24 protein-coding genes are annotated in these 24,147 nt (G+C 65.7%); 15 read left to right on the forward strand and 9 right to left on the reverse strand.

What is annotated here, in order from left to right; all coding sequences use genetic code 11:
* Positions 1 to 17: 17 nt before the first annotated feature.
* Entirely contained in the window at positions 18 to 1,586 is a 1,569-nt protein-coding gene (locus tag AC3WJR_RS15540; RefSeq protein WP_492725841.1) for a lysine--tRNA ligase, read from the forward strand.
* 11 nt (positions 1,587 to 1,597) lie between these two features.
* Positions 1,598 to 2,422 (forward strand): shikimate 5-dehydrogenase, encoded by an 825-nt coding sequence (locus AC3WJR_RS15545; protein ID WP_492725843.1) that lies wholly within the window; start codon positions 1,598 to 1,600, stop codon positions 2,420 to 2,422.
* A gap of 24 nt (positions 2,423 to 2,446) precedes the next feature.
* On the opposite strand, the gene AC3WJR_RS15550 is transcribed toward AC3WJR_RS15545, so the two are convergent.
* Entirely contained in the window at positions 2,447 to 2,719 is a 273-nt protein-coding gene (locus tag AC3WJR_RS15550; RefSeq protein ID WP_354278766.1) for a GNAT family N-acetyltransferase, read from the reverse strand.
* Between the two features lie 128 nt (positions 2,720 to 2,847).
* Between AC3WJR_RS15550 and AC3WJR_RS15555 the strand changes: the two genes are divergently transcribed.
* Genes AC3WJR_RS15555 through recQ form a run of 3 tightly spaced genes read left to right on the forward strand, consistent with a single transcriptional unit; the run spans position 2,848 to position 5,178 of the window.
* Entirely contained in the window at positions 2,848 to 3,081 is a 234-nt protein-coding gene (locus AC3WJR_RS15555) for an antitoxin MazE-like protein (protein ID WP_492725846.1), read from the forward strand.
* Entirely contained in the window at positions 3,078 to 3,413 is a 336-nt protein-coding gene (locus AC3WJR_RS15560) for a type II toxin-antitoxin system PemK/MazF family toxin (RefSeq protein WP_492725848.1), read from the forward strand. The genes AC3WJR_RS15555 and AC3WJR_RS15560 overlap by 4 nt, the downstream gene beginning before the upstream one ends.
* The gene (gene recQ, locus AC3WJR_RS15565; protein WP_492725850.1) at positions 3,406 to 5,178 is read left to right on the forward strand and encodes a DNA helicase RecQ; all 1,773 of its coding nucleotides are present in this window, start codon (positions 3,406 to 3,408) and stop codon (positions 5,176 to 5,178) included. Before AC3WJR_RS15560 ends, recQ begins: the two co-directional genes overlap by 8 nt.
* A gap of 90 nt (positions 5,179 to 5,268) precedes the next feature.
* Here recQ and AC3WJR_RS15570 read toward each other — a convergent pair whose 3' ends face one another.
* From AC3WJR_RS15570 to AC3WJR_RS15585, 4 genes are all read right to left on the reverse strand, one after another.
* Positions 5,269 to 5,448, reverse strand: a complete 180-nt coding sequence (locus AC3WJR_RS15570; RefSeq protein ID WP_492725852.1) for a hypothetical protein — start codon at positions 5,446 to 5,448, stop codon at positions 5,269 to 5,271.
* Positions 5,449 to 5,465: 17 nt separating this feature from the next.
* The gene (locus AC3WJR_RS15575; protein WP_492725854.1) at positions 5,466 to 7,052 is read right to left on the reverse strand and encodes a GMC family oxidoreductase; all 1,587 of its coding nucleotides are present in this window, start codon (positions 7,050 to 7,052) and stop codon (positions 5,466 to 5,468) included.
* A 106-nt stretch (positions 7,053 to 7,158) separates the two neighbouring features.
* Positions 7,159 to 7,554 (reverse strand): hypothetical protein, encoded by a 396-nt coding sequence (locus tag AC3WJR_RS15580; protein ID WP_492725856.1) that lies wholly within the window; start codon positions 7,552 to 7,554, stop codon positions 7,159 to 7,161.
* Positions 7,555 to 7,573: 19 nt separating this feature from the next.
* Positions 7,574 to 8,008: a protein tyrosine phosphatase family protein gene (locus tag AC3WJR_RS15585; RefSeq protein ID WP_492725858.1), complete on the reverse strand. Its 435-nt coding sequence runs from the start codon at positions 8,006 to 8,008 to the stop codon at positions 7,574 to 7,576.
* Between the two features lie 162 nt (positions 8,009 to 8,170).
* Here AC3WJR_RS15585 and AC3WJR_RS15590 point away from each other — a divergent pair, with 162 nt between their 5' ends.
* The 4 genes from AC3WJR_RS15590 (at position 8,171) to AC3WJR_RS15605 (ending at position 11,969) form a co-directional block, all read left to right on the forward strand.
* Complete coding sequence (locus AC3WJR_RS15590) at positions 8,171 to 8,410, forward strand: hypothetical protein (protein ID WP_492725860.1); 240 nt, start codon at positions 8,171 to 8,173, stop codon at positions 8,408 to 8,410.
* An 82-nt stretch (positions 8,411 to 8,492) separates the two neighbouring features.
* Positions 8,493 to 9,587, forward strand: coding sequence for a mechanosensitive ion channel family protein (locus tag AC3WJR_RS15595; protein ID WP_492726187.1), 1,095 nt, complete (start codon positions 8,493 to 8,495; stop codon positions 9,585 to 9,587).
* A gap of 102 nt (positions 9,588 to 9,689) precedes the next feature.
* Positions 9,690 to 11,141: an ATP-binding protein gene (locus tag AC3WJR_RS15600; protein WP_492725862.1), complete on the forward strand. Its 1,452-nt coding sequence runs from the start codon at positions 9,690 to 9,692 to the stop codon at positions 11,139 to 11,141.
* 84 nt (positions 11,142 to 11,225) lie between these two features.
* Positions 11,226 to 11,969 (forward strand): hypothetical protein, encoded by a 744-nt coding sequence (locus tag AC3WJR_RS15605; RefSeq protein WP_492725864.1) that lies wholly within the window; start codon positions 11,226 to 11,228, stop codon positions 11,967 to 11,969.
* 89 nt (positions 11,970 to 12,058) lie between these two features.
* Here AC3WJR_RS15605 and AC3WJR_RS15610 read toward each other — a convergent pair whose 3' ends face one another.
* Genes AC3WJR_RS15610 through AC3WJR_RS15620 form a run of 3 tightly spaced genes read right to left on the reverse strand, consistent with a single transcriptional unit; the run spans position 12,059 to position 14,473 of the window.
* Positions 12,059 to 12,481 (reverse strand): acyl-CoA thioesterase, encoded by a 423-nt coding sequence (locus AC3WJR_RS15610; protein ID WP_492725866.1) that lies wholly within the window; start codon positions 12,479 to 12,481, stop codon positions 12,059 to 12,061.
* Complete coding sequence (locus tag AC3WJR_RS15615; protein ID WP_492725868.1) at positions 12,481 to 13,254, reverse strand: sulfite exporter TauE/SafE family protein; 774 nt, start codon at positions 13,252 to 13,254, stop codon at positions 12,481 to 12,483. The genes AC3WJR_RS15610 and AC3WJR_RS15615 overlap by 1 nt, the downstream gene beginning before the upstream one ends.
* 10 nt (positions 13,255 to 13,264) lie before the next feature.
* Positions 13,265 to 14,473: an LL-diaminopimelate aminotransferase gene (locus tag AC3WJR_RS15620; protein ID WP_354278754.1), complete on the reverse strand. Its 1,209-nt coding sequence runs from the start codon at positions 14,471 to 14,473 to the stop codon at positions 13,265 to 13,267.
* Positions 14,474 to 14,663: 190 nt separating this feature from the next.
* Here AC3WJR_RS15620 and AC3WJR_RS15625 point away from each other — a divergent pair, with 190 nt between their 5' ends.
* From AC3WJR_RS15625 to clpS, 3 genes are all read left to right on the forward strand, one after another.
* Positions 14,664 to 16,415 (forward strand): PHA/PHB synthase family protein, encoded by a 1,752-nt coding sequence (locus AC3WJR_RS15625; protein ID WP_492725870.1) that lies wholly within the window; start codon positions 14,664 to 14,666, stop codon positions 16,413 to 16,415.
* Between the two features lie 136 nt (positions 16,416 to 16,551).
* On the forward strand, positions 16,552 to 17,379 hold the full coding sequence (locus AC3WJR_RS15630; protein WP_492725872.1) for a phasin family protein: 828 nt from the start codon (positions 16,552 to 16,554) through the stop codon (positions 17,377 to 17,379).
* 132 nt (positions 17,380 to 17,511) lie between these two features.
* Positions 17,512 to 17,850, forward strand: coding sequence for an ATP-dependent Clp protease adapter ClpS (gene clpS / locus AC3WJR_RS15635; protein ID WP_354278751.1), 339 nt, complete (start codon positions 17,512 to 17,514; stop codon positions 17,848 to 17,850).
* 17 nt (positions 17,851 to 17,867) lie between these two features.
* Here the strand turns inward: clpS and AC3WJR_RS15640 are convergent, their stop codons facing one another.
* On the reverse strand, positions 17,868 to 18,602 hold the full coding sequence (locus AC3WJR_RS15640) for a Crp/Fnr family transcriptional regulator (RefSeq protein WP_492725873.1): 735 nt from the start codon (positions 18,600 to 18,602) through the stop codon (positions 17,868 to 17,870).
* Positions 18,603 to 18,750: 148 nt separating this feature from the next.
* Between AC3WJR_RS15640 and murA the strand changes: the two genes are divergently transcribed.
* The 3 genes from murA (at position 18,751) to polA (ending at position 24,140) form a co-directional block, all read left to right on the forward strand.
* Positions 18,751 to 20,034 carry a UDP-N-acetylglucosamine 1-carboxyvinyltransferase gene (gene murA, locus AC3WJR_RS15645; RefSeq protein WP_354278749.1) on the forward strand — a complete coding sequence of 428 codons (1,284 nt, stop codon included), beginning with the start codon at positions 18,751 to 18,753 and terminating at the stop codon, positions 20,032 to 20,034.
* A gap of 191 nt (positions 20,035 to 20,225) precedes the next feature.
* A complete protein-coding gene (locus AC3WJR_RS15650; protein ID WP_492726189.1) occupies positions 20,226 to 21,335 on the forward strand; it encodes a serine hydrolase in 1,110 nt (369 codons plus the stop codon).
* Positions 21,336 to 21,383: 48 nt separating this feature from the next.
* The gene (polA, locus tag AC3WJR_RS15655; protein WP_492725875.1) at positions 21,384 to 24,140 is read left to right on the forward strand and encodes a DNA polymerase I; all 2,757 of its coding nucleotides are present in this window, start codon (positions 21,384 to 21,386) and stop codon (positions 24,138 to 24,140) included.
* Positions 24,141 to 24,147: the final 7 nt, after the last annotated feature.

The raw sequence follows: 24,147 nt of genomic DNA on the forward strand, positions 1-24,147 counted from the left end.
GGCAAACGCGGGGGATTATGACCGACACAGCCTTTCGCACCGCCGCCCAAGACTCCAAAGCCTGGCCCTATGAGGAGGCGCGCAAGCTCCTCAAGCGGTGTCCCGACGGCAAACCCGGTGGCGCACCCGTCATCTTCGAAACGGGCTACGGTCCCTCGGGGCTGCCGCATATCGGCACGTTCAACGAAGTGCTGCGCACGACGATGGTGCGCCACGCGTTCCAGACGCTGTCCGACGCGCCGACCCGGCTGATCGAGTTCAGCGACGACATGGACGGGTTGCGCAAGGTGCCCGACAACGTTCCCAACCAGGCGATGCTGACCGAGCATCTCGGCAAGCCGCTCAGCCGGATTCCAGATCCGTTCGAGAAGTTCGAGAGTTTCGCCGCGCACAACAATGCGATGCTGCGCGATTTCCTGGATCGCTTCGGGTTCGAATACGAATTCATCTCGTCCGCCTCGCAATATGAAGCCGGCGTGTTCGACGATGCGCTGAAGGGCGTGCTGCGCAATTATGCCGCGATCATGGGCGTGATGCTGCCGACGCTACGTAAGGAGCGCGCCGCGACCTATTCGCCGATCCTGCCGATCAGCCCCAAGACCGGGGTCGTGCTTCAGGTCCCGGTCGAGGTCGTCAATGTCGAGGAGGGCACGATCCGCTTCACCGACAGCGACGGCGAAGTGCTGGTGCAATCGATCCTCGGCGGCCACGCCAAGCTGCAATGGAAAGTCGACTGGGCAATGCGCTGGGTCGCGTTGGGCGTCGATTACGAGATGTACGGCAAGGATCTGATCGACAGCGGCGTGCAATCGGGCAAGATCGCGCGCGTGCTCGGCGGTCGCCCGCCGGAGGGGCTGATCTACGAGATGTTCCTCGACGAAAAGGGCGAGAAGATCTCCAAGTCGAAGGGCAATGGCCTGACACTCGAGCAGTGGCTCGATTACGGCACGCAGGAGAGCCTGTCCTTCTTCGCCTACCGCGAACCCAAAAAGGCCAAGCAGCTCCACGTCGGCGTCATCCCGCGCGCGGTGGACGACTATTTCGACTTCCGCGGGAAATATGCCGCGCTTCCGGTCGAGCAGAAGCTCGGCAATCCGGTGCATCACATCCACGACGGCGCGGTGCCGGGGACGACCCCGCCGGTGACGTTCGGGCTGCTGCTCAACCTTGTCGGCGTACTCGGCGCGGGCGCGACCGCGGAGCAGGTGCGCGGCTACCTCAGCAATTACGTTGAAGGCGAGATCACGCCCGAGCTCGACGCGCTGATCGGCCATGCGCTCGCCTACAACCGCGATTTCGTCGCGCCAACGCTCCAGCGTCGCAAGCCCCTGGGGATCGAGGTCGCAGCGCTCGAACGGCTCGATCGCGATCTGGCTGCGGCACCCGCGGATGCCTCGGCGGTCGACTTGCAGAACATCGTCTATGCGATCGGCAACGAAGGCGGGTTCGATCCGCTGCGCAGCTGGTTCGGCGCGTTGTACGAAACGCTGCTTGGGTCGTCGCAGGGGCCGCGGATGGGCAGCTTCATCGCGCTGTACGGGATCGACAACACTCGCACGCTGATCGCCGAGGCGCTGGCGGACTAAGGAAGAGGCACATGCCCAACAAGCCCCTGATCAATCGTGACACGCGGCTGTGCATGTCGCTGGCGGCGCGCCCGGGCAATTTCGGGACGCGCTTCCACAACCGGCTGTACGAAACGCTGGGGCTGGATTTCGTCTACAAGGCGTTCTCGACGCAGGACCTGGAAGGCGCGGTGCGCGGGATCCGCGCGCTCGACATTCGCGGCTGCGCGATCTCGATGCCGTTCAAGGAAGCGGTGATCCCCATGCTCAACGGGCTCGCGCCCTCGGCGGCGGCGATCGATAGCGTCAATACGATCGTCAACGAAGACGGCGTGCTGACCGGGCACAATACTGATTATGCCGCGGTTGCGCGGCTGATCGCCGATATCGATCCTGCCACGCGCTTCGTGCTGCGGGGGTCGGGCGGGATGGCGAAAGCGGTCGCGGCCGCTTTGCGCGACGCGGGCTTTCGCGACGGGACGGTCGTTGCGCGCAACGCGGACGTGGGACAGACGCTGGCGGCGCTCTACGGTTTCGGCTGGCGTGCCGACGTGGACCAGGACGCGGGGGCCGGACTGCTACTCAACGTCACGCCGATCGGCATGACCGGCGGCGACGCAGACGCGCTCGCCTTCCCGGAAGCGATGATCGCGGCAAGCACGGTGGTGGTGGATGTCGTCCAATATCCGCCCGAAACACCGTTGCTGCGGGCAGCACGCACGGCCGGCAAGCGCGTGATCACGGGGGCCGAAGTCGCGACCTTGCAGGCGCTCGACCAGTTTGTGCTCTACACCGGCGTCACCCCTGACGCCGAACAGGTTGCCGAAGCCGCTGCATTCGCCCGCGCAAACGGTTGAAATCGGCACCTAGGTTAGGGCACCCTACCCTAGCAGCGCGCGATATTCCGGGTGTTTCTCGATATAGGCCGTCACGAACGGACATTGCGAAATGACCTTCAGTCCGCGGTCGCGCGCCGAATCAAGTGCGGCGCGGATCAGCTTGGATGCGACTCCTCGCCCCTCGATCGCCTTGGGGACGATCGTGTGGGTGAAGACGATCGTGTCGCCCTCCAGCTGATACGCCGCAACGGCGCGCTGGCCACTCACGATCAGTTCGAATTCGGCCTCGGCCTTGTTGTCGGTAACGCGTTCCATAGCCTTGCATGTGCTGTGCAGCCCCGGCTTGTGCAAGAACGTTTCGTGAAAACCTTGTGAGCGCACCCCGCCAGCGTTACATGTAACGACACCGTCCGGAGACCGCCGCAATGGGCATGGAACGACCGATGACCAGCGCCGAACGCGTCGCCAAGCGCCGCGCGGCGCTCCGCGCGCAGGGCTTGCGCGCGCGGACCTTGTGGCTGCCCGATCGCGCGAGTGCAGCGTTTCAGGCGAACGTCGTCCGGGACACGGCGGTGATCAACGCCATGCAGGGCGAAACCGATACGTCCGCCTTCATCGAAGCGGTCCAGCATTGGCCCGATGCGGACTATGATTGGGGTCCGGACGGCGCACCGTGACGCGCGGTGACATCGTCACCGTCGCCGCAGGATCGGGCTTTGCGGGAAAGCCGCGCCCGGCGCTGATCGTCCAGGACACCGCCTATCTCGGGATTTCGACGATCGTCCTTGCGCTCATCACGAGCGACGACCGCGCCAGTCAGCTGTCGATCAGCGTCCCCGTCACCCCGAGCGCGACGAACGGGTTGCGCGTGCAATCCTATGTCACCGTTCACGAACTGGTGACGGTTCGGCGTGAAAAGCTGGACAAGCATGTCGGCAAGCTCGAAGAGCCCCTGATGCGCCGTGTCGATCACGCCATCATCCTTTTTCTTGGCCTAGACCGTGGTTGATCCTCTCCCCATCCTGCAATCCACCTTCGGCTTCCCGGCGTTTCGCGGCGTCCAGGGGTCGGTCGTCGAGCGCGTGCTCGCGGGCGAGAACACGCTCGCGGTGATGCCGACCGGCGCGGGCAAGTCGCTCTGCTATCAGCTTCCCGCGGTCGCGCTCAACGGCACCTGCGTCGTCGTCTCGCCGCTGATCGCGCTGATGCACGACCAGCTGCGCGCGGCGACCGCGATCGGGATCAGCGCGGCGACGCTGACCTCGGTCGACACCGACCAGATGGAGACGATCGCGCGCTTCCGCCGCGGCGACCTCGACCTGCTGTACGTCGCGCCCGAACGCGCATCGAGCCAGAGCTTCCGCGACTTGCTCGGACAAGCGCCGCTCGCGCTGTTCGCGATCGACGAAGCACATTGCGTGTCCGAATGGGGGCATGACTTCCGCCCCGATTACCGCCTGCTCCGCCCGCTGCTCGATGCGTTCCCGGACGTGCCCAGGCTGGCGCTGACCGCGACCGCCGATGCGCACACCCGCGCGGACATCCTCGACCAGCTCGGCATCCCGCACGACGGGATGATCGTCGCAGGCTTCGACCGTCCCAACATCCAGTATCGCATCAGCCCCAAGGACAATGCCACCCGCCAGATCGCCGACCTGATCGCGGAGACGCCCGGCGCGGGGATCGTCTATGTCCAGAGTCGGGCTGGCACCGAGAAGATGGCCGAGGCGCTCGCCAAGACCGGCCGCCCGACGCGCGCCTATCATGCCGGGCTCGATCCGTCGGTCCGCGCGCGTAACCAGGCCGATTTCGTCGCGTCCGAGGATATGGTGATGTGCGCGACGGTCGCGTTCGGCATGGGGATCGACAAGCCCGACGTCCGCTTCGTCGCCCACGCCGGTCTGCCCAAATCGATCGAGGCCTATTATCAGGAAACCGGCCGCGCGGGGCGCGACGGCGATCCGGCGATGGCGCATCTCTTCTGGGGTGCCGAGGATTTCGCGCGTGCACGCCAGCGGATCGGCGAGGTCGAGCCTGCGCGCCAGCCGGGCGAGCGGCAACGGCTTGCGGCACTCGGCGCGCTCGCCGAGACCGCGGGGTGCCGCCGCCGCATCCTGCTCAAGCATTTCGGCGACGATTCGCCGGAGAATTGTGGCAATTGCGACAACTGCATCTCCCCGCCCGCCAGCGTCGACGCGACGGAGGTGGCGAGGAAGTTCCTTTCCGCCGTCTTTCGCACGGGCCAGAGCTTTGGCGCGGGCTATATCGAACAGGTCCTGATGGGCCAGTCGAGCGAACGCAGCCTGATGAACGGGCATGAAGCGCTCGGCGTATTCGGGATCGCCTCCTCCCCGGAGGAAGCCGCGCTGATCAAGCCGGTCGGACGCGCGTTGCTGCTGCGCGATGCGCTCCGCGCGAACGATTTCGGCGGGCTGGAGTTCGGCCCCGGCGCCCGCGGCATTTTGAAAGAGAACGATCGCGTCGACCTGATCGTCCCGCCCAAGCGGACCCGGCGCGCGCGCGGCGGAGCAGGCAGTGGTGCGGCGGCGAACCCGAGCGGCGATCCGCTGTTCGAGGCGCTGCGTGCCAAACGCCGCGAACTCGCGCTCGAGGCGAGCGTGCCGCCTTATGTGATCTTCCACGATTCGGTGCTGCGCGAAATGGCAAACCTGCGTCCGGCATCGCTCGGCGCAATGGGGCGGATCACCGGGGTCGGGACGCGCAAACTCGAGGCGTATGGCGAGGCGTTTCTGGCGGTAGTGCGACGGTTCTAAAGGGACTGGCGTCGGGTCGGGCGAATGGCCAGCCGGTACGAATCGCCGCCTGCGCGGGGATGACACCTGGGAGGACCACTTCCCTCAAGCTCAAGCGCGATCCTCGCGGCCTTCGTCCAAATCGTCTTCGCTGCCCGATGGCCCGGTCCCCTTTTCCGCCCGCGCCGCGCGAAAGCGCCGCGCCGCTAGCACAGCGCCGAGTGCGAAGCCGCCGGGGACGAGGAGCATCACTGCCGCCGTCCCGATCCTGGTCCAGTCCTTACGATCCATGGCCAGCGCCTAGGCGCTTACCTGAGGTCGGTCGTCACGAAATCGGCACAGCGTTCCCCGATCATGATCGACGGTGCATTGGTATTGCCCGAGACGAGCTTGGGCATCACCGATGCATCCGCGACGTACAGCCCCTCCACCCCGCGCACGCGCAGCCGCGGATCGCAAACGGCGTCCGCATCCGACCCCATCCGCGCGGTCCCGACCGGGTGATACACCGTGTCCGCACGCGAGCGGATCAGGTCCTCGAGCGCCGCGTCGTCGGACAGGTCGACCGGGTGGCGGTCGCGGCCCATATGATCGGTCAGCGGGGGCTGTTCGAGGATGCGGTACATTGCGCGGACACCGGCTTTCATCACCGCCATGTCGCGCGGATCGGTCAGGAAGGCGGGGTCGATCGCCGGCGCGTCGTGCGGGTCGGTCGACGCCAGCCGCACCGTTCCGTGGCTTTCCGGGCGGAGCACGCAGACGTGGCACGAATAGCCATGCCCTTTCACCTTGGTCCGGCCATGATCCTCCAGCGCAGCCACCACGAAATGGAGCTGGACGTCGGGCGCGGGCGCATCGGGCATGACCTTGAGGAACGCGCCTGCCTCGGCGAACGGGGTCGTCATCATCCCCTGCCGCTTGCGCAGCCACTGGATCATGCCCCCCGCCATCGCGAGCGTGCCTTTCAGCGAACTGCCGACGAACTGCGTCCCCGGCGTCTCGAACGAGGCGACATAGTCAATGTGATCCTGCAGGTTCGCGCCGACCGCCGCCCGGTCCACCCGCACTGCAATGCCGTGGTCGCGCAGATGGCCCGCGGGGCCGATCCCCGACAGTTGCAGCAACTGCGCGGTGCCGAACACCCCGCCCGCAAGAATCACCGCGCGCCGCGCGCGGATCTGGCGCATCGCGCCGTCCTGCTGATAGGCGACCCCGCTTGCGCGGACACCGTCGAACAGCACGCGCTCGACCGTGACCCCCGTCATTACCGCCAGATTGGCGAGGCGCGGCCCATCGCCGAGATACGCGCGCGCAGAGGTCCAGCGCTCGCCGTTCCTCTGCGTCACCTGGTACAGCCCGATTCCCTCCTGCCGCACGCCGTTGAAATCGTCATTGTGCGGGATCTGCAGGCTTTCCCCCGCCGCGACGAAATCGCGGCTGCCGGGATTGGCGTGATGCTGTTCGCTGACCCACAACGGCCCTTCGCCGCCGTGGAAGGCATCGCCGCCGCGCGTGTTGCGTTCGCTGCGCTTGAACCACGGCAGCACGTCGTCATACGCCCAGCCTGGGCACCCCATCGCCGCCCAATTGTCGTAATCCCAGCGATTACCGCGGATGTAGATCATCGCGTTGATCGCGCTCGACCCGCCGAGTCCCTTGCCGCGCGGCTGGTGGCCGCGACGACCGTTGAGCCCGGCTTGCGGGACGGTTTCGTAATTCCAGTTGGTCTTGAGGGTCTGGAACGCGAGCATCGCCGGCATCCGCGTGCGAAGCCCGGTATTCCGCCCCCCCGCCTCCAGCAGCACGACCGAGAACTTGCCGCCCTCGCTCAACCGCCCCGCGGCGGCGGCACCGCCCGATCCTCCCCCGATGACGACGATGTCGGCTTCTTCCACAGGTTGTCCTCTCGCGCTCCGCGGCCGTGGCTATGCTGCCGACGTGCCTTGAGGGGAGAACTTGGCACGAACCCCGGGTGCCTGCCAGAGGCTCCGTGTCGCGGTATCAGTGAAAGGTCAGCGCAGATTCGAGCGACCGGACCTCGTCCGCGGTCACGCCGAACAGCAGCACGCCGCCGAACATCTGCTCGCCCGTCTCGACCCGCACGCCCTCGACATCCTGGCTCAGCGCAACCGGGGGGAGCAACCGCCGCGCGACGACCTTGGCGCCCCGCCGCTTGAGCATCGCGACCGCGCCGCTGCCTGCGACAAGCGCGGCATTGCCGTCGGTGCCGACCACCGCCCCGTGCGCGACGAACCCCGCGAGCAAATTCTCCGCCATCTCGCGCGCTTGCGCGGCATCGCCGATCCGGCTTTCCGCCAGCCGCAGCCAGCGCGCAACCAGCGCAAGACCGATCAGTCCGGCGAGGCCATAACCGATCGCGTCCCAGCTCAACGGCATCGACGCGCGCCGGTCTGAGTCACTGCGGGGTGGACAACGCGTCGAGCAACGGGCGCAGACCAGTCAGGTCGTATCCTGCCGCCGCCGCCTTCGCCATGACCGCGTCGGGGTGCGCGCCCGCCTTGACCGCGGCGAGCGCCCACAGGTTGCACGACCGCGTGCCCGAGCGGCAATAGGCGAGCACCGGCCCCTTGGCCTTGTCCAGCACGGCCGCCATCGCGTCGATCTGCGGGTGTGAGAAACCAGCCTGCGTCACGGGGATCGCGGTGTAGGTCATGCCCGCGGCGGCGGCAGCGGCGGCGATCTCGTCGCCGTCCGGCTGGCCGAAATCCTCGCCGTCGGGGCGATTGTTGATGATATCGGTAAAGCCCGCCGCAGCGAGCTCGGCGATCGCCTCGGGCGCGATCTGCGGGGCGACGGCAATGCTGGCGTCGATGGTGCGAAGCGTGGTCATGGGCGCCCTTATACCGTGCGGTCGCGACGGCGAAAGGCTTGGTGCCGACACGGTCGGTCGTTCTTCGGCCTTCGATCAAGAATATTGATTTAAATCAATATCGCTTGCGTGGGTATATGATCACGGTCATGGCCTCCCGCCTTGAACAACAAGGGGATCGTCATGAAGAAGCTGCTGCAAGTTCTGGTCGTGGTTGCAGTCGCGATCGTCGTGATGTTCGGCAGTCGCTGGTACATGTATGTCGCTTATACCGATACGCCGTATAGTGAAGTCGGCATCGCGCTGAACGGTTATGCGCCAGCGCCGCTGCGCCAATGGGGCTGCGCCAAGCTGCACGCCCGTTTCCCGGGACAAATGCCGCCGCTCGGCTGCGGTGCTGCGGACGGGCGCAACTGGATCTGACGCAAGGGATCGGAACGCCCGATCGCGTTGATCCGTTAGAGCAGCGCTGCGGCAGCGCAGCATTACCTCAGTCAGCGGAGATATTGTGATCGGCGACCTTGGATTGTCGCATCTGTGGGAGCAGCGGCTTGCCGCTGCGCTGACCTTCGCGATTGCGATTGTGATCGCGCTGGTGTCCTACCGCGTCGCGATGCTGGCGCTCCGCCGGTTCACCGAACGGACCCCGACCCGTGCCGACAATGTCGTGGTCGAGCGGATCGCCGCGCCGTTGCGCTGGATCTTCGTCGCGGTCGCGCTGAGCATGGCGGGACGCGCGATCGACCTGCCGAAATATCAGGCGGCGTTCGGGCAGCAGATCGCCGGGTTCGTCATTCCTGCGCTGGTCGGCTGGATGGTGATCGCGATGATCCGCGCGGTCAACGACATCGTCGACTTGCGCTACGACGTCAGCGTCGCGGACAATCTCAAGGCGCGCCGCAAGCGCACGCGCTACGCGATCCTGACGCGGATCGCGGTAATCTGCGTCGTCTTCATCACGCTGTGCATGATGTTGCTCAGTATTCCCGCGATCCGTTCGGTCGGCGTCACGCTGATGGCGTCGGCGGGGCTTGCCGGTCTGGCGGTCGGCGCCGCGGCGCAGCCTGCGCTAAAGAACCTGATCGCGGGGTTCCAGCTTGCCTTCACCGAGCCGATCCGGCTCGACGACGTCGTCATCATCGAGGGCGAGTGGGGGCGGATCGAGGAAATACGGCTGACCTATGTCGTCGTACGAATCTGGGACGAGCGGCGTCTGGTCGTGCCGGTCAGCAAGTTCCTTGAGGACAGTTTCCAGAATTGGACGCGGTCGAACGCGCAATTGCTGGGATCGGTGTTCTTCTATGTCGATCCGTCCGCAGACGTCGCGCGGCTGCGCGAACGCGCCGGGCTGATCGTTCAGGACAATCCGCGCTGGGACAAACGTTTCTGGAACCTGCAGGTGACCGACACGACGGTCGACGCGCTGCAACTGCGCGTGCTCGCAACCGCGCAGGATGCATCGATCGCATTCGACCTGCGATGCGACATTCGCGAGGGACTGATGCGGTACATCGCGACCGAAATGCCCGAGGCGATCGTGCGGCGGCGCGTCCTGGCGGACGGGTTCGGGCACACCGCCGTTACGGACAGCCAGCCGTAGCGAACGGGCGCAGCCGGTTTGTAGAGGGAGCGGCGCGATTCATCCGTCGCAAACGCGTCACCACGCTTGCTCATGCCCCCCGGCATCGGCCATTGGACCTGCATGACATTTCAAGTCGACATGGGGCTCGACACGGGCGGGCAACCGGTGCCGATCGATCTCGAGGAATTGCTGGCGACGCGACTGCTGGTCCAGGGCAATTCCGGCTCGGGAAAGTCGCACCTGCTGCGCCGCTTGCTCGAACGCAGCGCAGGCCAGGTCCAGCAGATCATCATCGATCCCGAGGGCGATTTCGTCACGCTCGCCGACGTCTACGGGCATATCGCGATTTCGGCGGCGGACTATTCGGTCGGCGAGATCGCGCGCTTCGGCACGCGGATTCGCGAACATCGCTCGTCGGTCGTGCTAGATCTCGAAGGGCTCGAGATGGAAGGGCAGATGCGCTGCGCCGCCGCCTTCCTTTCTGCGCTGTTCGACGCGCCGCGCGAGCACTGGTTCCCGGCGCTTGTCGTGGTCGACGAGGCACAGGTGTTCGCGCCGTCGATGGGCGCGGAAGTGAGCGAGGAAGTCCGCCGTGCGTCGCTCGGCGCGATGACCAACCTGATGTGTCGCGGGCGCAAGCGCGGTCTCGCCGGGATCATCGCGACCCAGCGGCTGGCGAAACTCGCCAAGAACGTCGCGGCAGAAGCCTCCAACTTCCTGATGGGGCGTACCTTCCTCGACATCGACATGGCGCGTGCGGCCGATTTGCTTGGAATGGAGCGCCGCCAGGCCGAACAGATCCGTGACCTCCCGCGCGGCACCTTCCTCGCACTCGGGCCGGCGGTCAGCCGCCGTCCGGTGTCGATCAAGGTCGGCTCGGTCGAAACCGGGTCGCGCGGTGGCGGGCCGGTGCTGACGCCCTTGCCCGACGCACCGACCGGCGAGATGAAGCAGCAGCTGTTACTCGGACTCGAGGAACCGATGCCGATGCCCGCGGCCCCGCCGCGCCCTGCGCCTGCCGCCAAGGTGATCGACCGGATCGAGGCGGACTCGACTCCCGATCCCGTCCCCGAGGTGCCGCGCCATAGCAAGGAGGAACTCGCCGCGGTGGTCCGCGACGTGCTGTCCGCGATCGTCGAGGACCCGGATTCGACCGCGCGACCCGCGGCGATCCTCTACCAGGACTTCCAGGTCCGCTGCCGGATGGTCGGCGTCTCGCCCGCCCCGCTCGATCCATCCGGCTTTGCACGCCGCTTGGCAGCCGCACGCGCCGGAATCCTCGACGGTCTCGACAGCGACTGGGCCGAGGCGATCGCGACCGCGCACGAACTTCCCGATGAAATGCTCGGCGCGTTCCTGCTCGTCGCAAAGGCGGCGCGCGAGGGCCAGCCGTGCCCGAGCGACGCCGAGATCGCGCAGACCTACGGCACCAGCTCGCTCGGCCGCGCACGGCGCGTGCTTACCTATATCGAGGGGCGCAACCTGTTCGTCACGCGGATCGACCTGGCGGGCAAGCGATCGGTGACGATCCCGACGCTCGGCTGGACGACTCAACCTGCCGATGCGGGATGAATTCGTCGTCATGCGGAATCATGGGCCTTTGAATCGCCCTGATTATCGTGCAGCGCGCGAGCAAGCGCTCTGGGCACCGACTTGATGGCATCCTCGACTTACCGTTCTTCCAATGATCGCGGCCGCGCGCGCGGCATCATCCTTGCGTTGGTCGTCGAGGGCCTCGTCGCGCTGTTGCTGCTGCAGCTCGGCACTGGCGTGTTCACGCCCCCAAAGCCGCAGCGCGAGTTGAAGACGTTCGAAGTTCCGCCCGATGTGCCATCGCTGACGCCCAAGCCGACTCAGCCGACGCGCAAGCCGACCAAGGAACGCACCGCCACCACTACGACTTCGCCCGCGCCGCCCCCACCGGTCGCACCGCCGCCCGTAGTCACGCCCGTACGCCCTAAATTTATCGAGATGAGCCACGACGAGTTCGCCGCGACGGACATCGGCAAGATCCCGTCGCATCAGGGCGAAGGTGATTCGGAGGGCAAGGGCAAGGGCAAGGACAGCGTCGCGGCCTATGGTCCAGGCGAGGGGCCGGGCGGCGCGACGCTCTACAACGCGGAATGGTATCGCGAGCCCACGCATGCCGAACTGGCGACCTATCTCCCCGCCGGTTTGCAAAGCGGCTGGGGGCTGATCGCGTGCAAGACGATCGAAGATTATCACGTCGAGAATTGTCGTTCCTTGGGCGAATCCCCACCGGGATCGGGCCTTTCGCGTGCGCTACGACTGGCAGCATGGCAGTTCCGCGTCCGCCCACCGCGGATCGGCGGGAAGCCGATGATAGGGGCATGGGTCAAGATCCGGTTCGATCTGACGGTCGGGGTGAAGGACCACTGACGTCTTGTGCTCCTGCGCAGGCAGGAACCCAGGGTTACAGACGGTGTGTTTCGTTACTCTGGACTCCTGTTTTCGCAGAAACCAAGCTTTCAACTAGGCATCCGCTCCAGGAACCCCCGCACGTCGTCCGCGATCTGCACTGCCTTGCCCGTCGGCAGATGGACGTTGACCACCGTCATCACGATCACCGTGTGCAGGTCGCCCGTCTCGGCGTGGCACAGCTCGAACCGCTGCGTCAGGCTCGACCCGCCGATCCGGTCGATCCGCACAAACGCCTCGACCGTATCGCCGAGCACAAACGGGCGGAGATAATCCACCGCGCTATGCCGTACGTGGAATTCGGTCTCGTGCCACGCCGCGCCCAGTGCGTCGCCGATCCCGGTCCACTCCCAGAATTCGGTGACCGCGACATCGGCATATTCGAGATAGCGCGAGTTGAAGACGACCTTCTGCCCGTCGATCTCGGCATAGCGCACGCGGAAGCGCGTGGAAAAGGCGAACCCTTCGCGCATCAAAACAGCAACTTAATGCCGACGAGCGCCAGCACAACCGCGAGGATCGGGCTCAGCACGCGGTCCGAGACGCGCGTCGCGATCACGCTGCCGACGATGATCCCGGGAATCGACCCGATCAGCAGCGACACCAGCAACGATCCGTCGACCGACCCCAGAATCCAGTGCCCGATCCCGCCGAGCAGCGTCAGCGGCACCGCATGCGCGATGTCGGAGCCGACCAGCCGGTTGATCGGCAATGTGGGATACAGGATCAGCAACGCGGTCATCCCGAGCGCACCCGCGCCGACCGAGGTCAGCGACACCAGCACCCCGAGCACCGCGCCGAGCAGGATCGTCATCCGCGCCTGCCGCCGCGGATCGACCGCGCCCAGCCGTTGCGACAGCGCCGCAACGATCCGCCTGCGCAGCAGCGTCGCGATCCCCGACAGCAGCAGCGTGATGCCCAACGCGACCGAGATAACGTGCCCGGTATTGGCGGACCGCTCGCCTTCGTAATGGAGGATGACGAGCGTCAGCAACGCCGCGGGGACGCTCCCCGCGGCGAGCCGCCCGACGACGCTCCAGTCGACCGTCCCACGCCAGCCGTGGACGGTCGTGCCCACCGTTTTGGTGGCGGAGGCATAGAGCAAATCGGTGCCGACCGCGGTGGCGGGGTGGAAACCGAACGCGAGCACGAGCAGCGGCGTCATCAACGAGCCGCCGCCGACCCCGGTCAAGCCGACGACGAGGCCGACGAGAACGCCGGCCATCGAGTACAGGGGATTGATCATTTGGCTGGGGTCAACCGGCCTTGGCGCTTGGCGTGTTGACGCCCATCGACTGGAGATACTTCCTCACGTTGCGCGCGGCCTGCCGCAGCCGCTGCTCGTTCTCGACCATCGCGATGCGCACAAAGCCTTCTCCGTTCTCGCCATAGCCAACCCCTGGCGCAACCGCGACGTTGGCGCTTGTCAGCAATTGTTTGGAGAACTCAAGGCTACCTAGGTGCGCGAGCGCGGGCGGGAGCGGGGCCCAGGCGAACATCGACGCGCGCGGGGCGGGAATGTCCCATCCGGCACGCCCGAAGCTCTCGACCATCACGTCGCGGCGCTTGTGGTACAGCTGGCGGTTTGCCTCGACGATATCCTGCGGCCCGTTGAGCGCCGCGCACGCCGCCGCCTGGATCGGGGTGAACGCGCCGTAATCGAGGTAGGATTTGACGCGAGTCATCGCCGCGATCAGCTTGGCGTTGCCGACCGCGAAGCCGATCCGCCAGCCCGCCATCGAATAAGTCTTGCTGAGCGAAGTGAATTCGACCGCAATGTCCTTGGCGCCCGGCACCTGCAGGATCGAAGGCGTCGGATTGCCGTCGTAATAGAGCTCGGAATAGGCGAGGTCGGAGACGATCCAGACCTGGTTCTCTTTCGCCCACGCCACCAGCCGTTCGTAAAAGGCGAGGTCGACCGCTTCCGCGGTGGGGTTGGACGGGTAGTTGACCACCAGCACCGACGGACGCGGCACGGTGAACGCCATCGCGCGCTCGAGCGATTCGAAATAGGCTTCATCGGGCGTGGTCGGCACCGCGCGGATCGTGGCCCCCGCGATGATGAAGCCGAAGGTGTGGATCGGATAGGACGGATTGGGTGCGAGCACGACGTCGCCCGGCGCGGTGATTGCCGTCGCAAGGCTGGCTAGCCCCTCCTTCGACCCCATCGTCACGACGACTTCGGTCTCGGGATCGAGATCCACCCCGAAGCGGCGCCCGTAATAATTGGCCTGCGCACGACGCAGGCCCGGAATCCCCTTGGACTGCGAATAGCCATGCGCGTCGGGCTTGCGCACCACTTCGATCAGTTTCTCGATCACGTGCGGCGGCGGCGGCAGATCGGGGTTGCCCATGCCAAGATCGATGATGTCTTCCCCGCCCGCTCGCGCGGCCGCGCGCATCGCGTTGACTTCGGCGATGACATACGGTGGCAGGCGTTTGATGCGGTAGAAATCGTCGGACATTGCGCGAAACCCGGCTTGAGGAGACCGATCCTTACGCCAAAGCCGCGCGCTTCGTCACCCCGGGTTTGTTTGCGTGCAAAAGCAGCGTCCTTTTGACGCGTTGCGGCCAAGCGGTTGATTGCGGACGTGATCCGGAATGACGGGATCGACGCGACGCGATAGAAGGCGGGGAAACGGGATCGAGGATGTCATGGCCGAATCGGAAACCACCACGCCGGGCGGCTCCGCCCAGCCAAGCCTCGCCGACATGCAGCACTGGACCTGGGTGCTCGGACGCGCCCAACAGATGCTGCTCGAACAGGGCATCGCGACGATGACCGCAAGCAACGCGATGTTCCCGGCGATCCCCGGCCTGACCGATCCCGCGACGATCGCACGAACGCAGGATTTCTGGACGCAGAGCCTGACCTTGTGGCAGCGGATGCTCGATCCGACGACCCCACCGGCGCCGCGTGCCGAGGCACCCGACCGCGCGCGCGACAAGCGGTTCAAGGATTCGCGCTGGCACGATGACCCGGTGTTCGATTTCATCCGCCAGAGCTATTTCCTCGTGTCCGACACGATGCTCGCGCAGATCGAGGCAGTGGACGGCGTCGATGACAAGCAGCGCGAGCAGATGCGCTTCACTGCGCGCGGCTTCCTCGATGCGATGAGCCCGACCAATTTCCCCGCCACCAACCCCGAGGTGATCGAGAAGACGATCGAGACGCGCGGCGAGAACCTGCTGAAGGGCTTGCAGAACATGCTCGCCGATCTCGGCAAGGGGCAATTGACGCATACCGATCAGAGCGCGTTCGAACTCGGGCGCAACATCGCGATGACGCCCGGCAAGGTCGTCCATCGCACCGAATTGTACGAACTGATCCAGTACAGCCCCACCACCGAGAACGTGCTGGCCACCCCGCTGGTGATCTTCCCGCCGTGGATCAACCGCTTCTACATCCTCGACCTGAGCCCCGAAAAGAGCTTCATCCGCTGGGCGGTCGAACAAGGCATCACCGTGTTCATGGTATCGTGGCGCTCCGCGGATGCGACGATGAAGCATGTCGTGTGGGACGACTATATCGGTGCGCAGATCGACGCGATCGATACGATCCGCGGCGCGCTCGACGTGCCCGCCGTCCATACGATCGGCTATTGCGTCGCGGGTACGACACTGGCGGCAACGCTAGCGATCCTCGCGGCGCGGGACGAAGCGGACAAAGTCGCCAGCGCTACCTTCTTCACCGCACAGGTCGATTTCGAGAAGGCGGGCGAATTGCTCCATTTCGTCGCCGACGACCAACTCGCGCTGATCCGTTCACTGACGCCGGACGGGTTCCTCGACGGGCGGTATATGGCGGCGGTGTTCAACCAGCTCCGCGGGCGCGACCTGATCTGGAACTACGTCACCAACAACTATTTGCTCGGCAAGGATTATGCGCCGTTCGACCTGCTCCACTGGAACGGCGACACGACCAACCTGCCCGCGGCCTGGCACATCGCCTATCTGACCGACCTGTACCGCGACAACCGCCTGGCGAAGCCGGGCGAGATGACCGCGCTCGGGACGCCGATCGACCTGTCGCGAGTCGCCACCCCCGCCTACATCCAGGCCGGGCGCGAGGATCATATCGCGCCTGCGGAAAGCGTCTGGGCGATGATGCGGCATTTTATCGGCCCCAAACGCTTCGTGCTGGCGGGGTCGGGGCATATCGCGGGCGTGGTCAATCCGCCGTCGGCAAAGAAGTACCAATATTGGCTCAATCCTGCACCCGTGGAGCGGTTCGAGGACTTTGTCGCGGGAGCAACCGAGACCAAGGGAAGCTGGTGGCCGGACTGGAACGACTGGCTGCGGACGCAGGGGCAGGATCATGTCCCAGCAACGGGTCCGCGCGTCCCGGGCGAAGGGCCGCTGGCACCGCTGGACGACGCTCCGGGAATCTACGTAAAGGCCCGTTAGCAGGAAAATAGTCCCTAAATCCCAAACACCTGGCTAAATCGAATTGTGCATGTTGCAGTGCACCATAGATATTGTGTCCAAGCGAATCTTACGATATATTGCAGCGCAGCAAATGTGTCGTAGGAGAACGCTGGTCATGGCGAGCAAAGGCCCGAAATCGATCGCTCCCAAGCGGACCACCAAGTCGTTGGCCACTGGTCCCAAGGCTGCAGCTGAGACCCCGCCCGTGCCGTTCGTCGCACAGCCCGCCCCGGCCAAGCCAGTTGCCAAGGCCGCCGTCGGCCGATCGATCGCCAAGCCATTGCCCGTCGCGGTGCCCGCGCCTGCCCCGGTGACACCCGATGTGGCGGCAACGCTTCCTGCGGCGGTCGTTCCGAGCGAACCGGCCGCTCCCGCGGAGCCAGTCCTGGCCAGCCCCGAACCGACCGATCCCGAACCCACGATCTCGACCCAGACCGAATCACCCCCCGCCATCGCGCCTGCGACGGCCATCACGCAGAAGGACCTCAGCACCATGGACGCAACGATCAACACCGCCGCAGACACCGCGCAGACCCAGGCGAAGACGATGTTCGCCGATGCGAACGATCGCGCGAAGACCGCGATGGAGAAGGGCTCGAAGATGATTGCAGAGCTGAGCGAGTTCTCGAAGGGCAACCTCGAGGCAGTCGTCGAGTCGAGCAAGATCGCGGCCAAGGGTGCCGAGGATATCGCGCGCTACACCAGCGACTATGTCCGCAATTCGGTCGAGAAGGCGAGCACCACCGCGAGCCAGTTCGCATCGATCAAGTCGCCGACCGATTTCTTCAAGCTCCACAGCGAGATGACCAAGCAAGCGATGGATTCGATGATGGCGGAAACCGCCAAGTTCACCGAGGGCTACGTCAAGCTGCTCGGCGAAATCGCGCAGCCGATCTCGAACCGCGTCGCGGTTGCGGTCGAAAAGGTGAAGGTCGCCGCATAAGCGATTTTCCCGTTGTGACGGCAAAGGGCGGTTCCCGACGGGAGCCGCCCTTTTCCTTTATGCGAACCCCTTGCCCTGAAGGGCTGCAATGCCATATTTTAGCGCTGCATGATTGACCCAAACCCCCTCTCCATGGCTGAGCGCCGCGACGACGGAACCGACGATTCCGATCGGGACGGCAGCACCGGAGTCGCGACGCGTACGCGTTCCAAGACCAAGCAACCGACGCCGTACCGCGTCCTGCTGCTCAACGACGATTACACGCCGATGGAATTCGTGGTGCTCGTGCTTCAGCGGTTCTTCCGCATGGACATGGAAGCCGCGACGCGGGTGATGCTCCATGTCCACCAGAAGGGTGTCGGGGTGTGCGGGATCTTCAGCTACGAAGTCGCCGAGACCAAGGTCGCGCAGGTTCTCGATTTCGCCAGACAGAACCAGCACCCGCTTCAGTGCATGCTCGAAAAGGTCTGAGTCCCAAGCGCCGTCCGTCAGGGATGGCCTGGTAGCCAGCCAAGATTGAGACCCGCGTAGCGATCGACGTAATTTGCCGCGCGCGCCATCCTGGGCTCGTCGAGAAAGCGGATCCGCCCTGCCTCTCGGGAAATGATCTTCTCTTCCTCCAGTTGTCGCAGCATCCGGTTGACGTGAACCGCGGTGAGCCCGGTCGCATCGCCGATCTCCTCCTGCGTCAGCCCGAGGATGAAGCTTCCAGGCGTCGATCGGTCGAGCAGCTGCATCCGGTTACGAATTTCCAGCAGGACCGCCGCGACCCGCGCTTTTGCCGAGGTTCGCCCGAGGGCTGCGAGCCGGTCGGTCAGGGCAGCGCGCTCGATCTGGTTGCAAATCAGGATCAGCGCCGCAATCCGCGGCTGCGCCAGCATCAGGTCGCTCAGCACCGATCGGTCGAACGGTGCGACCACGCAGTCGCCCAGCGCCGTGATCGTCTCGGTCGCACTACTGTAGATCATGTTGGTCATCGCAAGCAGGTCGCCCGCGAAATGGAAGCGCAGGATTTGCCGGCTGCCGTCGTCCAGCAGCACCGAGCTCATCATCTTGCCCTTGCGGAGCACGAACATCTCGCCTGCACGATCGTTTTCGCGCTGTAACGTCATGTTGCGTCGAAGCACACGCTCGCGCTCCTCCAGCCGGCCGAGCGCTATGCGTTCAGACGGCGTCAGTTCCACCAGATCGCCGAGACGGTCGGCGAAGCAACTTTGCGGCACGCGGTGATCACCCCTTGTTCTCGTACGTCAAAAGCAGTCTCTCGGGGACTTCGCATTAAAGTCGATCAACCGTGCTGACCACGCCACCAAAGGGTGAATCCTTTCCGCGCATGCTTGCGCGCGCGGGGTAAGACGATAAACGAGGTCGATGGATCGTATTCTCATTCGGGGCGGCAACCGCCTCTCGGGCCGTCTCCCCATCTCCGGTGCCAAGAACGCCGCGCTCACGTTGATGCCGTGCGCGTTGTTGACCGAGGAGCCGGTGACGCTGCGCAACCTGCCGCGGCTCGCCGACGTCGACAGTTTCGGGCATTTGCTCAACCAGCTCGGCTGCTCGACCCGGATCGAGGGCGCACGGCCCGAGGATTTCGGGCGGGTGATGACGATCCGTGCCGGCAAGCTGACCGCGACCGAAGCCCCCTATGACATCGTCCGCAAGATGCGTGCGTCGATCCTCGTGCTCGGCCCGTTGCTGGGCCGTGCGGGCGAGGCGACGGTGTCGCTGCCCGGCGGCTGCGCGATCGGCAATCGTCCGATCGATTTGCATCTGAAGGCGCTGGAAGCAATCGGCGCACAGCTCGAAATGGCGGCGGGCTACGTCAAGGCGATCGCGCCGGGCGGGCGATTGTCGGGGGGTGTCTACACATTCCCGGTGGTCTCGGTCGGCGCGACCGAGAATGTCGTGATGGCGGCGTCGCTCGCGAAGGGCGGCAGCCGGATCGAGAATGCGGCGCGCGAGCCCGAGATCGTCGACCTGTGCAACCTGCTCGTCGCGATGGGCGCAAAGATCTCGGGGATCGGCACCGAAACGCTCGAGATCGAGGGCGTCGACCGGCTCCACGGTGCGACCTATCGGGTCATGCCCGACCGGATCGAGGCGGGTAGCTATGCCTGTGCGGCGGCGATTACGGGCGGGTCGCTCGAACTTGTCGGCGTCAAGGCGAGCGACATGCTCGCGACGATCGAGGCGCTGCGCCAGGCGGGCGTCACGGTCGAGGAACGCGGCGAGAACCTGTTTGTCGAGGCGAACGGCCCGCTCCGTCCCGTGACGGTGTCGACCGCGCCCTTCCCCGGCTTCGCAACCGACATGCAGGCTCAGCTAATGGCGATGCTGTGCATGGCGCCCGGCGAAAGCACGCTGACCGAGACGATCTTCGAGAACCGCTACATGCATGTGCCAGAGCTGGCACGCATGGGCGCGGACATCCACGTCCAGGGCCGTACCGCGCTCGTCCGCGGGGTCGACCGGCTGGTCGGCGCGCCGGTGATGGCGACCGACCTGCGCGCGTCGATGAGCCTGATCATCGCCGGGCTGGTCGCGGAAGGCGAAACCCAGGTCAGCCGCGTCTATCACCTCGATCGCGGCTACGAACGGCTCGAGGAAAAGCTGAGCGCGGTCGGGGCGGATATCGAGCGCGTCGGCGACGGCTGACGGCCCGCGCATCGCAACCCCGTCTCATCGCGACGATGAGGCGGCTTGTCGCAGCCAGCCACCACAGCCATTCCTAGAACATGATCTGGCTTTATCGCGGCGGTTCAGGGCATAAAGCACGGGCGGGGACAAATTTGGTGGTTGCGCACATCTTTTCTCTTCCTGTGTCCAAGCCGGTGGCAATCCTTGCGATGACCGCGGCGCTGTGTGCGTGCGGCTATGACACGCGCGTCCGGGCGGCGAGAAGCAGCACCGGCGCGCAAGCCCCGCTGATCGTCGCGATCCCGCCACGGTCGGGACCCTCGGCGGGACGGCACGTGCTGCCCGCGCCGCCGATGCTCGCTGCCAACGTCACGCAACTGGTGCGCGGCTTTACCGGCAAGGTCGGTGTCGCGGTGCGCAGCGTCGATGACGGCTGGTTGATCGATGCCGGTGGCAGCCAGCGATTGCCGCAGCAGAGCGTCAGCAAATTGTGGGTCGCGATGACCGTGCTGTCCGCGCGCGATGCGGGCAAGCTCAGGCTCGATGACCCGATCACGCTGACCCGCAACGACATCACGCTGTTCCACCAGCCGATCGCCGGGCTGATCCGCGGCGACACCGGCTATCGCACGACGGTCGGAGAACTGCTTCAGCGCGCACTGACGATGAGCGACAATACCGCCAACGACCGGCTGATGCGGCTGGTCGGCGGGCCAAACGCGGTGCGCGGATTCATCGCGCGCAAGGGGCTGGGCGCGATCGGCTTCGGTCCGGGCGAGCGGATGCTGCAGGCCGGGACCGCGGGGCTGACGTGGCAGCCGTCTTATGCCTTCAACGACGGCTTCAATCGTGCGCGCAACGCATTGTCGCGCGCGGACCGGATCGCGGCGTACCAACGCTACGTCGCTAATCCGCCGGACGGTGCCGCCCCCACCGCAATCACGGGCGCGCTCGCGCGGCTCAAACGCGGCGATCTGCTGTCGGCGGCGTCGACCTCCTATCTGATCGGGACGATGCAGTCGTCGCACACCGGCAAGATGCGGCTGCGCGGTGCAGTCCCGGCCGGATGGAGCTTCGGGCACAAGACCGGGACGGGGCAGGATCTCGCGGGGCGGACCGCAGGCTATAACGACGTCGGCCTGCTGATCGCGCCCGATGGCCGGACCTATGCGATCGCGGTGATGATCGGCGATACGCCACGCCCGATCCCGGCACGGCAAGCGCTGATGCAGGCGGTCGTCAGCAGCGTCGTCGCCAACCATGCCAGCACCGCCTCTGCCAACGCCAGCCGACGGAACGTGGCGCGCTCGAACGGCTGAGCGCAAAGCGGGCTTCTGCTAGGACGCGGGCGCTGCTATCGCCGCACGATGCCGCATCTCTATCTTGTCGATGGCTCGGGATATATCTTCCGCGCCTATCACCGCCTCCCCCCGCTCACCAACAAGCATGGCGAGCCGGTCGGCGCGGTCTATGGCTATACCACGATGCTGTGGAAGCTCGCGGACGAGGTGCATGCCGCGGACGGGCCGACCCACATGGCGGTCATCCTCGACAAGTCGTCCAAGACCTTCCGCAACGATCTGTACGACCAATATAAGGCGCACCGCCCGCCGCCGCCCGAGGATCTGGTGCCGCAGTTCCCGATGATCCGCGATGCAACGCGCGCTTTCTCGTTACCGTGCATCGAGACCGAGGGGCTGGAGGCGGATGACATTATCGCCTGCTACTCGCGCGCCGCGCTCGCGCAGGGGTGGGAAGTGACGATCGTGTCTTCGGACAAGGATCTGATGCAGCTGATCGAGCCTGGGCTCGACATGTACGACACGATGAACAACCGACGATTGGGCGCGGAGCATGTCGCGGAGAAATTCCACGGCATCACCCCCGCGCAACTCGGCGACGTGCTCGCGCTGATGGGCGACAGCGTCGACAATGTGCCGGGCGTCCCCGGCGTCGGCCCCAAGACCGCGGCCAAGCTGATCCTCGAACATGGCGACCTCGAATCCGTCCTCGCCGCTGCCGAGGGGATGAAGAAGGGCAAGCTCCGCGACAATCTGATCGAACATGCCGACATGGCGCGGCTGTCGAAGGAACTGGTGACGCTCAAATGCGACGTCGCGCTTCCCGAGCCGCTCGAGGATCTCGAACTCAAGGGCATTCCCGACGCCCCGCTGCGCGTGTTTCTCGAACATCACGGGTTTCGCTCGTTGCTCGCCAAGCTGTCGGCGGTCGCGGATGCGCCGGTCCCTGCGCCCAAGGCGGTGCCGACCGAGCAGGACCCGCCGTGCGAGGTCGATTCGTACGAGACCGTGGTCGACGAGGCCGCGCTCGACCGCTGGATCACGCTCGCGCGGCACCAGGGCTGGATCGCGATCGATACAGAGACGACCGGGATCGACGCGACTCGCGCCGACCTCGTCGGGATCAGCATGGCGCTCCACCCCAACCTCGCCTGCTACGTCCCGCTCGCGCATGGCGGGAGCGGACTGTTCGCGGAAAAGCCGGAACAGCTGACGGTCGAGGTCGCGCTGGCGAAACTGAAGCCGCTGTTCGAGGACCCGTCGGTGCTCAAGATCGGGCATAACCTGAAGTATGACATGATCGTGCTCGGGCGATTGGGCGTCGGCGTCGCGCCGTTCGACGACACGATCCTGATGAGCTTCGATCTCGACGCGGGCCTCCACGGCCACAGCATGGACGAGCTCGCGGCGACGCATCTGTCGCACAGCTGCATCGCGTTCAAGGACGTGGTCGGCGTCGGCAAGTCGCAGCGGACCTTCAACGAAATCGATCTGGTCGCCGCGACCCGCTACGCCGCGGAGGATGCCGACGTGACGCTGCGCTTGTGGCGGCGGTTCAAGCCGCGCCTCGCCGCAGACGGCGCAACGCGCGTCTATGAGATGGTCGATCGCCCGCTCGCGCCCGTCATCGCACAGATGGAGCGCCACGGGATCAAGGTCGATCGCGAAAAGCTCGCGCAATTGTCGGGAGAATTCTCGACGCAGATCGGCGCGCTCGAAGTCGACATTCACGCGCTCGCGGGCGGTGCTTTCACCATCGGCAGCCCCAAGCAATTGGGCGACGTGCTGTTCGAGCGGATGGGGATCAAGGGCGGGCGCAAGGGCAAGTCCGGGGTCTATTCGACCGACGTCAACGAGCTCGAGCGGATCGCCGCCGACAAGGATTCGCCGGGCAAGGACATTGCGACCAAGGTGCTTGAATGGCGGCAGCTGTCCAAGCTCAAGTCGACCTATACCGATGCGCTCCAGGCGCAGATCAACCCGGCGACGGGGCGTGTCCATACGTCCTACTCGCTGACCGGCGCACAGACCGGGCGGCTGTCGTCGACCGATCCGAACCTCCAGAACATTCCGATCCGCACCGAGATCGGCCGCCAGATCCGCGACGCGTTCGTGGCGGAACCCGGCAACGTCCTGCTCGCCGCCGATTACTCACAGATCGAGCTGCGGCTCGCGGCGCACATGGCGGACGTGCCGCAGCTGCGCGACGCCTTCGCGAGCGGTGCCGACATCCACAGCCTCACCGCGCAGGAGCTGTTCGGCGAGGTCAACCGCGACACGCGCGGGCGCGCCAAGACGATCAACTTCGCGATCCTCTACGGGATCAGCCGCTGGGGTCTCGCGGGCCGGCTCGACGTCACTGCGGACGAGGCGCAGGCGATGATCGACCGCTATTTCGATCGTTTCCCCGGCATCCGCAACTATATCGCGCAGACCACCGAGACTGTCCGCGCGAACGGCTACACCACCACCTTGTTCGGGCGGAAGACGCACTTCCCGCGCATTTCCTCAAAGATCCAGCACGAACGCCAGGGCGCCGAGCGCGCTGCGATCAACGCGCCGATCCAGGGGACGTCCGCCGACATCATCAAGCGCGCGATGGTGCGGATGGGCCCGGCACTGCTCGAGGCGGGGCTGCCCAACGTGCGGATGCTGCTGCAGGTGCATGACGAACTCGTGTTCGAACTCCCCGAAGGCGATGTCGCCGCGGCCAAGCCGGTGATCGAACGCGTGATGGCGACCGCCGCCGAACCCGTCGTCCAGCTCAGCGTGCCGCTCGGCATCGAGATCGGCACCGGCCTGAGCTGGGGGGCCGCGCATTGACGCCAGT

It is taken from the genome of Sphingomonas sp. FW306-05-A (assembly GCF_058782275.1).

Bases quoted from the DNA above. Each gene is read 5' to 3' on its own strand.
- AC3WJR_RS15600 (WP_492725862.1), top strand. From the start codon at position 9,690: ATGACATTTCAAGTCGACATGGGGCTCGACACGGGCGGGCAACCGGTG.
- AC3WJR_RS15620 (WP_354278754.1), bottom strand. From the start codon at position 14,473: ATGTCCGACGATTTCTACCGCATCAAACGCCTGCCACCGTATGTCATC.
- AC3WJR_RS15615 (WP_492725868.1), bottom strand. From the start codon at position 13,254: ATGATCAATCCCCTGTACTCGATGGCCGGCGTTCTCGTCGGCCTCGTC.
- AC3WJR_RS15625 (WP_492725870.1), top strand. From the start codon at position 14,664: ATGGCCGAATCGGAAACCACCACGCCGGGCGGCTCCGCCCAGCCAAGC.
- AC3WJR_RS15550 (WP_354278766.1), bottom strand. From the start codon at position 2,719: ATGGAACGCGTTACCGACAACAAGGCCGAGGCCGAATTCGAACTGATC.
- AC3WJR_RS15650 (WP_492726189.1), top strand. From the start codon at position 20,226: ATGACCGCGGCGCTGTGTGCGTGCGGCTATGACACGCGCGTCCGGGCG.
- AC3WJR_RS15580 (WP_492725856.1), bottom strand. From the start codon at position 7,554: ATGCCGTTGAGCTGGGACGCGATCGGTTATGGCCTCGCCGGACTGATC.
- clpS (WP_354278751.1), top strand. From the start codon at position 17,512: ATGGCTGAGCGCCGCGACGACGGAACCGACGATTCCGATCGGGACGGC.
- polA (WP_492725875.1), top strand. From the start codon at position 21,384: ATGCCGCATCTCTATCTTGTCGATGGCTCGGGATATATCTTCCGCGCC.
- AC3WJR_RS15590 (WP_492725860.1), top strand. From the start codon at position 8,171: ATGAAGAAGCTGCTGCAAGTTCTGGTCGTGGTTGCAGTCGCGATCGTC.
- AC3WJR_RS15570 (WP_492725852.1), bottom strand. From the start codon at position 5,448: ATGGATCGTAAGGACTGGACCAGGATCGGGACGGCGGCAGTGATGCTC.
- AC3WJR_RS15555 (WP_492725846.1), top strand. From the start codon at position 2,848: ATGACCAGCGCCGAACGCGTCGCCAAGCGCCGCGCGGCGCTCCGCGCG.
- AC3WJR_RS15630 (WP_492725872.1), top strand. From the start codon at position 16,552: ATGGCGAGCAAAGGCCCGAAATCGATCGCTCCCAAGCGGACCACCAAG.
- murA (WP_354278749.1), top strand. From the start codon at position 18,751: ATGGATCGTATTCTCATTCGGGGCGGCAACCGCCTCTCGGGCCGTCTC.
- AC3WJR_RS15540 (WP_492725841.1), top strand. From the start codon at position 18: ATGACCGACACAGCCTTTCGCACCGCCGCCCAAGACTCCAAAGCCTGG.
- AC3WJR_RS15545 (WP_492725843.1), top strand. From the start codon at position 1,598: ATGCCCAACAAGCCCCTGATCAATCGTGACACGCGGCTGTGCATGTCG.
- AC3WJR_RS15585 (WP_492725858.1), bottom strand. From the start codon at position 8,008: ATGACCACGCTTCGCACCATCGACGCCAGCATTGCCGTCGCCCCGCAG.
- AC3WJR_RS15605 (WP_492725864.1), top strand. From the start codon at position 11,226: ATGGCATCCTCGACTTACCGTTCTTCCAATGATCGCGGCCGCGCGCGC.
- AC3WJR_RS15610 (WP_492725866.1), bottom strand. From the start codon at position 12,481: ATGCGCGAAGGGTTCGCCTTTTCCACGCGCTTCCGCGTGCGCTATGCC.